At 44.7% G+C, this 11035-nt stretch carries 11 protein-coding genes and 1 pseudogene; 7 read left to right on the top strand and 5 right to left on the bottom strand.

The features are described from left to right. Window positions 1-120, bottom strand: a pseudogene (locus R7P72_RS12890) (SAM-dependent methyltransferase); the annotation flags it as partial. 108 nt (window positions 121-228) lie between these two features. Here R7P72_RS12890 and R7P72_RS12885 point away from each other — a divergent pair. Together R7P72_RS12885 and R7P72_RS12880 are read left to right on the top strand one after the other, a co-directional pair. After that, entirely contained in the window at window positions 229-1107 is an 879-nt protein-coding gene (locus tag R7P72_RS12885) for a LysR family transcriptional regulator (RefSeq protein WP_005375568.1), read from the top strand. 176 nt (window positions 1108-1283) lie between these two features. After that, entirely contained in the window at window positions 1284-2177 is an 894-nt protein-coding gene (locus R7P72_RS12880) for a cation diffusion facilitator family transporter (RefSeq protein ID WP_005375571.1), read from the top strand. 151 nt (window positions 2178-2328) lie between these two features. On the opposite strand, the gene yddG is transcribed toward R7P72_RS12880, so the two are convergent. Continuing rightward, complete coding sequence (gene yddG / locus R7P72_RS12875) at window positions 2329-3231, bottom strand: aromatic amino acid DMT transporter YddG (RefSeq protein ID WP_005375578.1); 903 nt, start codon at window positions 3229-3231, stop codon at window positions 2329-2331. A 120-nt stretch (window positions 3232-3351) separates the two neighbouring features. On the opposite strand from yddG, the gene R7P72_RS12870 reads away from it, so the two are divergent. From R7P72_RS12870 to R7P72_RS12850, 5 genes are all read left to right on the top strand, one after another. Next, on the top strand, window positions 3352-3501 hold the full coding sequence (locus R7P72_RS12870) for a hypothetical protein (RefSeq protein WP_017634379.1): 150 nt from the start codon (window positions 3352-3354) through the stop codon (window positions 3499-3501). A gap of 12 nt (window positions 3502-3513) precedes the next feature. Continuing rightward, window positions 3514-4164, top strand: a complete 651-nt coding sequence (elbB, locus tag R7P72_RS12865) for an isoprenoid biosynthesis glyoxalase ElbB (protein ID WP_005375580.1) — start codon at window positions 3514-3516, stop codon at window positions 4162-4164. Between the two features lie 333 nt (window positions 4165-4497). After that, the gene (gene yiaY, locus R7P72_RS12860) at window positions 4498-5646 is read left to right on the top strand and encodes an L-threonine dehydrogenase (RefSeq protein WP_005375581.1); all 1149 of its coding nucleotides are present in this window, start codon (window positions 4498-4500) and stop codon (window positions 5644-5646) included. A 149-nt stretch (window positions 5647-5795) separates the two neighbouring features. Further along, window positions 5796-6872: a PQQ-dependent sugar dehydrogenase gene (locus R7P72_RS12855; protein ID WP_213906903.1), complete on the top strand. Its 1077-nt coding sequence runs from the start codon at window positions 5796-5798 to the stop codon at window positions 6870-6872. Between the two features lie 142 nt (window positions 6873-7014). After that, complete coding sequence (locus tag R7P72_RS12850) at window positions 7015-7629, top strand: HAD family hydrolase (protein WP_017634376.1); 615 nt, start codon at window positions 7015-7017, stop codon at window positions 7627-7629. Between the two features lie 108 nt (window positions 7630-7737). On the opposite strand, the gene R7P72_RS12845 is transcribed toward R7P72_RS12850, so the two are convergent. The 3 genes from R7P72_RS12845 to R7P72_RS12835 form a co-directional block, all read right to left on the bottom strand. Continuing rightward, window positions 7738-8217, bottom strand: a complete 480-nt coding sequence (locus R7P72_RS12845; protein WP_318110565.1) for a Dps family protein — start codon at window positions 8215-8217, stop codon at window positions 7738-7740. A 299-nt stretch (window positions 8218-8516) separates the two neighbouring features. After that, window positions 8517-10517: a methyl-accepting chemotaxis protein gene (locus R7P72_RS12840; RefSeq protein ID WP_054577124.1), complete on the bottom strand. Its 2001-nt coding sequence runs from the start codon at window positions 10515-10517 to the stop codon at window positions 8517-8519. Window positions 10518-10638: 121 nt separating this feature from the next. Next, window positions 10639-10992 carry a hypothetical protein gene (locus tag R7P72_RS12835; RefSeq protein WP_054577123.1) on the bottom strand — a complete coding sequence of 118 codons (354 nt, stop codon included), beginning with the start codon at window positions 10990-10992 and terminating at the stop codon, window positions 10639-10641. Window positions 10993-11035: the final 43 nt, after the last annotated feature.

The raw sequence follows: 11035 nt of genomic DNA, 5'->3' as shown, positions 1-11035 counted from the left end.
CTCTGTTGCTGGATTTGATTCCCAGTTTTTTGCTAAGCCGTCCCAATCTTGTGCCATCGTGGCCTCCATGTTCACTTTTTGTAACCCACATAGATTACCGCAAAACCGTTAAAAGACCATAGACTTATCTGGCGGATTCGCGTTTTTTTCGATAATCTTTCATGGCTTTGGGAGCGCATCTGCATAATACCCAAATTATTTGAATTCATTTATTGGTTGTGTCAAATCATGAACTTAACTCAAGTAGAAGCCTTCTGCACCATCGCTGAGTGTGGTTCTGTTTCTGAAGCGGCAAGGCAACTCGACTGCAATCGCACCAAACTCAGTATGTCGATTAAGGCATTAGAGAAAGATCTCGACGTTGAATTGTTTAACCGAACTGGCAACCAGCTCACCCTATCTGAAGCTGGGAAAGCCATTTACAAAGATTGCGAACACCTACTTATCATCGCACAACGGGTCAGAAAGACCTGCGCTCAAATCTCGGAAGGGTTTAACGCGGAAGTTTGGGTAGCACGTGACGACTCCTTACCTGATGATCTCTGGCAAGAATTATCTCATACATTGAATAACCGCTTTCCTTCAACAACCTTCAACTTAATCTTGGCATCCAGTGGCGACTTAGCCAACTTGGTCAGTACCCACCAAGTAGATTTTGCTTTCGGCGTTGATTATGAGCGAGTAGACGATCCTCGTATCGTATATAACCCATTAGGCAAGATACGTATGATGTCAGTATGCAGTGTAGAACACCGCCTAAGTAAGATGCGCCGTGTCTCAGACGAAGATCTACGTAGTCAGATGCAAGCACTAATGGTGTACCTAAATGAGAAAGACAACCCTGAACTGCAACCTTTCTCGACTCGATATATTGGTTTTTCGAGTTTTGACTACATGCTGAACACCATCTTAGAAGAAGACGCTTGGGGCGTGCTTCCAGAACCATTAATCCGCCATTACCTTCGTCAGCAGAAGCTCGCCGTTATCAAACACACATACGGATTGACGCAAGAAGACTACTGTATGTTTTCACCTAACGGCCATACTGAGCATCCAGCAATGACGTGGTTAGCAGATAAATTGAGCGAGTATTTATTTGACTTCTAAACATTTTATCAGTGAGCGTCAATTTTACTGACACCAAAAAACCACAGTAAGCCATTGTTTTATAACAACATAAATAAAAACGCAATTTTTTAGATTAGTTACTGGTCACTTTGTGGTTGCCTAAATTACCTTATGAGCGAAGAATAGTAAGGTATTAAAATTCAAAGGCATCTTTTATGTGTGACAGGACAAGCAAAAACGAAAACCGTATTCTAACCATTTCAGCCCTTTTGGCATCTGGGTTCGCTGCTGGTGGTATGGTACTTGGCTTGCTTGTAGGCTCAATTGTCATCGTTTTTGACGGTGTTTACTCTTTGGTCAGCTTACTGTTAACTTTATTGTCACTGGCCGCTTCTTACTATATTAACAAGCCTTCAAAATCTGTATTCCCATTTGGAAAAGCGGTCTTAGAACCAATCGTTATTGCGATAAAAGCAGCCGTCATTTTAGTGGTTGTAAGCTTCTCTCTCTACTCTGCGATATCAGCATTGATGTCTGGAGGTCGTGAGGTCGATGCTTCTATTGCGACCTTATTCGGCTTCGTGAATGTTATCGGTTGTGGTTACGCTTGGTGGTTTATGGCGAAACGCAGCCGCCGATTCTCATCAGGCTTGATTGAAGCGGAGAAAAAACAGTGGCAAATGGATACTCTGCTAAGTGTGGCGGTGACCGTAGGATTTATCTCGGCTTGGGCTGTTTCACTAACGCCATTCTCTGAGTATGCGGTATATGCCGACCCCATGATGATGGTTTTAATGGGCTTTTACTTCCTCAAAGTACCGTTCGATATGCTAGTAGGTGCCTTACGTGAACTACTAATGATGACACCAAGCAAAGAGCTGTGTCAGAGCGTTGGCAAAGATGTTCTTGAGATTGAAAAAGTGACTGAGCATCAATTGAAACTGGCTGGCGTAACGAAGGTAGGCCAAGAGCTACGAGTAAATGTGGACGTACATATTGATGACGACACATTGGAGCTTGACACACTAGAGCACACTCGTAAGCAGCTTATCAAGCGACTGTCGAAGCACAGATTCAAGCTTCAACTACACTTGAACGTCGCTTATTAGAGCGCCACCAAAGAGCCGTTAAAACTCAATAAAAAGCTCCCAATCTCGGGAGCTTTTTTAATTTTTTCGATTTAGTTGCTTCGTATTCGAATACAGCTCGCAAGGGAGATCTGTTCGTTGCTCACTTAAATTCTCTGATCTCGTTGGTAACTTACCCAGCCGCTTCGCGCTTCTCTTTGGTAACTAACCAACACATCAGCGAGCCCACCGTTACCATCACAACGCCCTGCCAAAAGCTATGGCTCAGAGTTACGCCAAGAATAATGGAAGAAAATAAAGCGGAAAAAATGGGCGTGAAGTAAGACAAGGTGGCGAGAAAAACCATATTGCCGCCAACGATCGCGATGTTCCATAAACCATAACCACCAGCCATTAAAGCCGCAGAAGCCACTAAGTACCCCATCGCTTCCCAACTGAATGTCATTGTTGGCTCATCGGTAAACGCATATTTGACCCAAAGCGAAACAGCTGTTGCAATGAAAAACAGGGTAATCGCATTATGTTTAGATTGCTGCCTTTGGGTTAAGTTGCAATAAAAAGCCCATATAACCGCGCCAGCGAAAGCCATAAAATACACCAGAGGGTTACTACTAACATTGGACATGATCTGAGTTATGGATAAGCCATTCTCACCGCTCACAGTCCAAGCAACCCCAACAAACGCCAGCGTAACTGCGGGATAAAGCAACCAGTTTGTTTTTTTATTGCTGCCAAGGACCGCAAATAAAACCGTCAGTGCGGGCCAAAGGTAATTGACAATCGACACCTCAATTGCCTGCGCGCGCGAGTTGGAATATCCCAAAGATAGAGCGAGAAATATTTCATAACAGACGAACATCGCACCACCAAGCGCAAGATACTTGGGAGAAAAGTAAGACAACTTTGGAATACCGACCACGATAAGAAGGAAAACAGAGCTAAGAGAGTACAACATGGCTGCCCCGCCTACAGGACCTAAACTCTCCGTAACCAACCTCGCGATGCCAAGCAGACAACTCCAAGAGAGAATCGCGATACAACCATAAAGTGTGAAACGAAATTGCACTGATTTCATGTGACCTACCACTCACGAATGCCAAAGGAAACGTCAGCTTAACTCAAAAATGATCAGGTTCAACGTACTGTTTTATAAAAATCAGTATAAAAATCATTCTATTAAGCCGTTGGAGTCGATATGAAACATTTTCTGCCCTCTAGTGTTATGCTTACACCCTTTGTTGTGCGCTACTATGATGAAGATGACAACGAGAGTGAAAACGTTAAAACACATTCGGAAACGCATGGTCTAGATAGCGAAGAGCAATCTAAGGAACGTTCAGAGTAAAGGAATCCAAACATGAAAAAAGTCGCAGTCATTTTAAGTGGTTCAGGCGTTTACGACGGTTCTGAGATCCACGAAGCAGTGTTGGCGCTCTACGCCATCGAGAAAGCAGGGGCAACTTGGCACTGCTTTGCACCTAACATTGACCAACTCCACGTCATCAATCACCTAACTGGTGACGAAATGGATGAAACCCGTAACGTACTGATCGAATCAGCTCGTATCGCACGCGGAAACATTGGCGATGTTGCCAAACTTAACGTTGATGAATACGATGCCCTACTGCTTCCAGGTGGATTTGGTGCTGCGAAAAACTTAACCGACTTCGCCGTTTCAGGTGCAGAGTGCTCCATTAACACACACGTAGCTCAAGCTTGTCGCGCGTTTGCTAATGCGAAAAAACCAGCTGGCTATCTGTGTATTTCTCCTGTCATTATTCCGATGATTTATGAGCAAGGCGTGAAAGGAACGGTAGGCAACGATGAGGCAGTCTCAATAGCATTTAATCAAATGGGCGGTGAACACACCATGTGCCCTGTCGAAGACATCGTTTTTGATGAAAAACACCTCGTACTTTCAACCCCTGCTTACATGTTGGCAGAGAATATCTCTCAAGCGGCTTCAGGTATCGAAAAGTTAGTATCAAAGCTGATTAAAATAGCTTAATTATTAGTAGTTATCTTATAAAACACTTCTCTATCCCCATTGATAATTAAGTTATTAATGGGGATTTTTTATACTTTAGTCGAATTTAGAGATATATCCGCGTCAGAAGTCAATTTCTGCCAATCGTTTGCGTCCATAGTTTCATATTTGTTCTACTTTATATCAGTGTTGCACTTATACGCAGTGCAACAAGATCACTGTCACAGTTTTTCTCTTGCAAGTACCTCTAAGTAGGTAAACTTGCTTCAGATCAACTTCAATCTGGAAACGAATGTGCGACAGTAAATGGCAAATTAAGAAAGATTATTAAAAATAACGACGGAGCTATCCAATATGACAAGTGCATTTTTTATCCCTACGGTAAACCTAATGGGCGCTGGTTGTTTGAAAGACGCAGCAGACAGCATCCAATCTCAAGGCTTTAAAAAAGGTTTGATCGTTACGGATAAGATCCTTAACCAAATCGGTGTAGTCAAACAAGTTCAAGACCTTCTCACTGAGCGCGATGTTGCAACCGTTGTGTTTGATGGCACTCAACCAAATCCAACTATCAGCAACGTTAACGACGGCTTAGCACTTCTTACTGATAACGAATGTGACTTCGTTGTCTCTCTAGGTGGTGGTTCACCACACGACTGTGCGAAAGGTATCGCGCTTGTTGCTTCTAACGGCGGCAAAATCGCAGATTACGAAGGCGTAGACCAGTCTGCAAAACCAATGATGCCACTTATTGCAATCAACACGACGGCAGGTACTGCATCTGAAATGACGCGTTTCTGCATCATCACTGACGAAGAGCGTCACATTAAGATGGCTATCGTTGATAAGCACACAACACCGCTTATCTCGGTAAACGATCCAGAGCTAATGCTCGCTAAACCTGCTTCGCTAACTGCGGCAACAGGTATGGATGCCCTAACTCACGCGATTGAAGCTTACGTATCTATCGCGGCAACACCAATCACTGATGCAGTAGCAATCAAAGCGATTGAGCTTATCCAAGCTTACCTACGCACAGCAGTGAAAAACGGTGAAGATCTAGAAGCTCGTGAACAAATGGCATACGCACAGTTCATGGCGGGTATGGCGTTCAACAACGCTTCTCTAGGTTACGTACACGCAATGGCACACCAGCTAGGTGGTTTCTACGACCTTCCACACGGTGTTTGTAACGCGATTCTTCTACCTCACGTACAGCGTTACAACGCGCAAGTATGTCCTGAGCGTCTACGTGACGTAGCAAAAGCAATGGGCGTAAACGTAGAAGGCATGTCTGCTGAAGAAGGTGCAGCGGCAGCAATCGACGCTATCGTTACTCTAGCGAAAGATGTGGGTATCCCAGCAGGTATTAAAGAGCTTGGTGCGAAACTAGAAGACATCCCAACACTAGCAGACAACGCACTGAAAGACGCTTGTGGTTTCACTAACCCTAAACAAGCAACTCACGAAGAAATCTCTAAGATCTTCGAAGAAGCGATGTAATCTCGCTACATAAACAATTCTCTAGCCTTAATTCAATCCCCGATCTCGTATCGGGGATTTTTTACATTCATATACAAGTGAATCTCTGCCAAACATAGTCTTTTAGTGTTAGCTTTTAAGTATTAACACGATTCATATTGGAAGGAACCATGAGAACGATTGCTGCTACCCTACTCGCTTGTTTATCCTTTTCTGCCAACACTGCCGAATACCGCGCCAACGAAGTGGCGAGTGGATTTCAGATCCCTTGGGGAATCGAGTTCTTAGATAACCAACGCGTTATCGTCAATGAAAAGAACGGTACGGTTTCGCTGCTGGATATCACATTAGGCAAACCTCAAAAGCTATTTAACGTCCCCGATGTGAACACTAGTGGGCAAGCTGGCTTATTGGATGTCGCGCTCGCACCGAATGCCGATACGCAAAACCCGCAACTCTTCTTTACCTACAGCAAGCGCACGAGCAAAGGCAATACGGTGGCGTTAGCGACGGCGCAATTGCAAAACAATCAGCTTGTAGGTTGGAAAGATCTCTTTGTTGCTGATGCCATCACCGACACGGGTCGCCACTACGGCAGTCGAATTTCATTTGTAGACGACAAAGTTTACTTCTCAATCGGTGACCGTGGTAAACGTGATAATGGGCAAGACACTCAAACCCATGCTGGCAGTATTCTGCGTCTTAACCTTGATGGTTCGGTTCCACAAGACAATCCATTCAAACCTTCCGAAGCTCGTCCTGAGATATGGAGTTACGGGCACCGCAACCCACAAGGTATGTTTTACGACGAAGCAACAAAACAGCTGTGGTCGATTGAGCATGGACCACGCGGCGGCGATGAAATTAATATAATCAAGAGAGGCGCGAACTACGGCTGGGCAAAAGTCTCTCATGGCAAAGAATATTGGGGTCCGTTGGACGTCGGGGAAGCTAAGTCGTTACCGGGAATGGAAGATCCAAAGTTGGTATACATCCCTTCTATCGCACCCAGCAATATGATTTTGTACCGTGGCGATAAATACCCAGAGTTGGACGGAAAAATCCTCGCTGGTGCATTGAAACTGGCGCACATCAACGTGGTCTCTATTGAGAATGGCAAGCTCACCGAATCAAAGAGATTGATGGAGAATCTTGGTGAGCGAGTAAGAGATATAACCATCAGCCCCGATGGTTATATCTACTTTTCTACCGACAGCGGCAAAATATTTCGTCTTGAGGAAAGGTAATCAAACACTAAAATCGTTAAGACTATTTAATTTGTGACGTACTAGTGATTTATTTTCGTACAATATAAGCAGAAGAATCTAAACTTAACAATAACCTTTTGTTTTTTAAAACGATAGTTCGGTTAAGTTGTACGAGGTCATTATGATTCCATTCCCTTTACAGCTCGATAAAATTAAAGCCGTGGTGTTTGATTTAGACAACACCTTGGTGAGTTCTGATATGAACTTCGGCGAATTGCGACAACAGCTAGGTTGTCCGCAGAGTGAAGATCTATTGGATTTTGTCGACGCACTTGAGCATCCTCATCATCGAGAGCACGCTCATAACGTGATATTTGATTACGAGATTTCTGATGCTGAGCAGTCTGCTCCAATGATTGGCTGCCATGAATTGCTCGCCCACTTGCATCAAAATGAAATCAAAACCGCTATCGTGACGCGCAACTGCCAAATCGCCACGCAGCGCAAACTAGAACACAACCAAATCTCAGTGGAGCGAGTCATCACTCGTGAATGCTTCCCGCCCAAGCCAGACCCTTTGTCTCTGCAGGTATTAGCGAAAGAGTGGCGTTTGATGCCTGATGAAGTGCTTTATGTCGGCGATTACCTTTACGACTTACAGGCCGCGTATAACGCGCAGATGCCCTCTTGCCTTGTTCACCATGGGAATCAAGAAACCTTCAATGACTCAGCCTCGTTGGCGCTTAATGAACTCAGCGATTTATTGAGCCGTTTCCAATCCTTACCACGCAACTAAAGCACACATATAAAATACGCAAACAAAAAAAGGGGCACCAACGTGCCCCTTATGACTTATTCCCGATTGTTTCATGCGTTCCCAAGGATTGCTTGGGTGATGCGCTGCTTAGCCTTGTAGGTAAGCGTTAAGCATCCACATTAATTTTTCTTGCTCACGGATGTAGTCACCTATCAATGCCGCTGTACCTTCGTCATCTGCTTCACCCGCGTTTTGTAGAATCTCACGCTGTTTTAGAAGTAGAACGCTAAAGCCTTGAACCAGACCTTGTACACACTCCTCACCAGAAGTCGCGTTTTGATGTTCTTTAATTTCACTTGCTTCCAAGTAGTTGCTGAATGCGTGTGCTGGCGTATGACCCAAAGTTAGAATACGCTCTGCAAGCTCATCGATTTTTGTTTGTAGATCAGTATAGATCTCTTCAAATTTTACGTGCAGTTCGAAGAATTGCGCACCTTTAATGTTCCAGTGGTAACCGCGAGAGTTCATGTACAACACTTGGTAATGCGCTAACAGTTGATTGAGCTGTTGAGCTAGTTGTGCTGATTGTTCGCTGTCTAGACCAATTAGGCTTACTTGTTTGTTCATAATCTTGCTCCTAGAAGGATGATACCAATCGTAGTAACGAACGATTCTCTTACCGGGATTGGTATAAAGTTTAAAAATTCTTTTGCAGTATTTGCTGCCGATGGAGTCATATTACGACTCCGGCTCGGCGAAGAGAATTTGGTTTTAGCTATGATTTAAATAGCCAAATCCAATGAGCAAGCAGACGAATATCGGCGTATCATCCAACAAAAAGCCCCAACCCTTTTTGTGTAAAAAGGATTGGGGCTTTTTTACTATTTGGTTAACGTTCAAAAGTCGATGAAAGATGTAAACCTTATCTACGCCGTTTTGAAAGTTGCCATCTGTTGATTCAGCTCAGTAACTTGCTCTTTTACTTGCAATGATGTCTCTGATGCACGTTGGCTGTTATTCGAAACTTCATCCACTGATTGAGTAATACCGGACATCAATCCAGTGATCGAATTGGTCGCATGAGATTGCTGCTCTGCCGCTGCTGCAAGTTCTGCCATTTGCTCATTCAAGGAACCTATTTGCTCAGTAGTAACAAGCAAACGAGTTACCGCTTTTTCAATGTGCTCAGCGCCCTGCTCCGCAAGTGATTGACTGTGTTCAATCTCCTCAACCACCGAATTGGTCGAGCGTTGAATCGCGTTGATAATGCCGTTGATTTCCGTCGTCGATTGAGTAGTGCGCGTCGCTAACATACGCACTTCGTCCGCCACAACCGCAAAGCCTCGCCCTTGGTCACCTGCGCGCGCTGCTTCTATCGCGGCATTCAATGCCAGTAAGTTAGTTTGCTCTGCCAAACCTTCAATCACTTCCGTCACTCGACCAATGGCTTCGCTCTCTTTGCTTAGCTGTGTGACTTGCGTACTCGCAGTTTCAATGCTGCCGTGCAAACTTTCCATGGTGACTTTGTTTTGCTCTAAAGCATCGCGACCTTGTTCAATCTCGCCTTTTGAATCAGAAAGCTTCTGCACAGATTGATTGGCTTGATCTAGAGTGTTACGCGCTGCTAAAGCGATTTCATCCAATTGGCTTCCCATTTCAACAATGCTGGTCTGTTGCTGTTCTACATTCGATGAGGTGACTTGCGCCGATTCCAATAAAGCCCCCATGCTGGTATCCACTTGGTGCGCTTTCTCACTCACCCCTGCCACGATGCTCGCTAACGATTGGTTCATGCGGTTAATCGAATCGGTAAGGTCTGCCAATTCATCTTTCCCAACAACGGTGAGCGGGGGCTGAGAAACGTCTCCTGAAGCGATCGTCTTTGCACGCTCCGACAAGTTTTTCACTCGGCGACCAATGGTATTGCCCATGTATTTTGAAATCGCTACTGCGGCAAACAAAACCAATGCCGCTGCAATCAACATAGTGGTCAGTACGTTCTTGATCGACTGATTAATACCCTGTCCGCTTTGATCAGCACGACTTTGCTGAGCCAATACGATCGTTTCTAAACTTTGGTCTAGGGCATCCGCTGCTGGCAACAGTTCATTCGCCATCAGCAAGTTTGATTCGTTCCACTCTGGCGATTGACGCAATGCAATTACCTGCTCTGCTAAAGGAAAGTACAGTTGCTGCATTTCCTTAAACAGTGACCACAATGATTGGTCGTTATCAGTTAGTCTGTCGAGTTTACTGTCGATTTCCGCCACAGACTGATTGTGGTATTTAATCAAGTCGTGGTATTTATCTAGGTGATCTTGCTGCCCGTACAACAGGAAATCTCGCAAGGCGGACAGAGCATTGGCGAGGGAGGTATAACTGTCGGCATAGACTTTAAACAGACGTTTTCTGTCTCCACCAAATGGGTTTCCCGACTCTTCATTGATTAAGCTTTGAAGCTGATCAAGTGCAACTTCTGCAATGGGTGCCGCTTCGTTAATAAAGAGGTTGTGCGCGGGTAAGTTCTCGTCACTGTGGCTAAGTTCAATCAGCTTGTTCAAAGAGACTTTGACCGCATCCCACTGGTTTTGAATCGCTTGAAAATCCTGTTCAGAGATCAAAGCCTGCAACGTCGGAAGCGACTCGTCTGTTGAAGCCATGATATTGCGTACGTCCTCACTGAGACGTGCGCTAGCCTCTTCATCGCCACCTAGCAACATGTAGGCTCGAATAGAAGACAGCGACGCTTGAACGGACTGTTGGATACCGCGACTGGTGTCGACGGTCGGTAGATCAGATTTAAGTAACGAAGAGGCGTATTGCTCTACGGTGGTGACGTTGCGATACGTGAATACCGCTGATGCCATAAAAAGTACGGCTAGCAGCACAAAACTGAGCTGCAACTTCCCTGATATCGTAAGGTTCATCCATAAACTCCTGACAACGATGAGCCTTAAATATAACGATGTTTACAAAAATGTTAAATACTGGTATCAAAAGTTACTAAGAAAACCATGTAAATCACTATTTTAAGCCGATAAATAGGGCTTATTTGAAGTATGGTATGCGCTCACTACGTAAAATCAGATAATTAACGTAAGTCGTTTCTAAGCAGTCTTGATCCCACAACGAAAGAATCCGCTTAGTGGCGAAGTAGTAATCTTTATTACGCAGTAGCACACCCACCGTGCGGCTGAGCTGCTTAAAGCGCTGTTGCTCATTAGCAGAGATGTCATTGTCTTCATTTTGAATGATCGGCGCCAATCCATCGGCAAACCAATTGTTCAGAATTTCACGCATCTCTAGTTCTGACTCCGGCACATCCATACACGACAACTCACGATGCAGTGGCGGCGGTACTATGTACTTTGACGCTTTTGGCGAACTGACATAACGGTACATGTCGCTCCTCCTTGTAAATGACTCTTATACCCAAGTGACTTCA

It is taken from the genome of Vibrio sp. Vb0888 (assembly GCF_033338835.1).
Taxonomy (GTDB): Bacteria; Pseudomonadota; Gammaproteobacteria; order Enterobacterales; family Vibrionaceae; genus Vibrio; species Vibrio alginolyticus.
The sequence above is the reverse complement of the archived record's forward strand: the minus strand, read 5'-3'. Positions and strand labels throughout refer to the sequence as shown.

Excerpts from the sequence above, each read along its gene's own strand:
- R7P72_RS12835 (WP_054577123.1), bottom strand. The coding sequence starts at position 10,992 with ATGTACCGTTATGTCAGTTCGCCAAAAGCGTCAAAGTACATAGTACCG.
- R7P72_RS12845 (WP_318110565.1), bottom strand. The coding sequence starts at position 8,217 with ATGAACAAACAAGTAAGCCTAATTGGTCTAGACAGCGAACAATCAGCA.
- R7P72_RS12885 (WP_005375568.1), top strand. The coding sequence starts at position 229 with ATGAACTTAACTCAAGTAGAAGCCTTCTGCACCATCGCTGAGTGTGGT.
- R7P72_RS12840 (WP_054577124.1), bottom strand. The coding sequence starts at position 10,517 with ATGAACCTTACGATATCAGGGAAGTTGCAGCTCAGTTTTGTGCTGCTA.
- yiaY (WP_005375581.1), top strand. The coding sequence starts at position 4,498 with ATGACAAGTGCATTTTTTATCCCTACGGTAAACCTAATGGGCGCTGGT.
- yddG (WP_005375578.1), bottom strand. The coding sequence starts at position 3,231 with ATGAAATCAGTGCAATTTCGTTTCACACTTTATGGTTGTATCGCGATT.
- R7P72_RS12870 (WP_017634379.1), top strand. The coding sequence starts at position 3,352 with ATGAAACATTTTCTGCCCTCTAGTGTTATGCTTACACCCTTTGTTGTG.
- R7P72_RS12850 (WP_017634376.1), top strand. The coding sequence starts at position 7,015 with ATGATTCCATTCCCTTTACAGCTCGATAAAATTAAAGCCGTGGTGTTT.
- R7P72_RS12855 (WP_213906903.1), top strand. The coding sequence starts at position 5,796 with ATGAGAACGATTGCTGCTACCCTACTCGCTTGTTTATCCTTTTCTGCC.
- elbB (WP_005375580.1), top strand. The coding sequence starts at position 3,514 with ATGAAAAAAGTCGCAGTCATTTTAAGTGGTTCAGGCGTTTACGACGGT.
- R7P72_RS12880 (WP_005375571.1), top strand. The coding sequence starts at position 1,284 with ATGTGTGACAGGACAAGCAAAAACGAAAACCGTATTCTAACCATTTCA.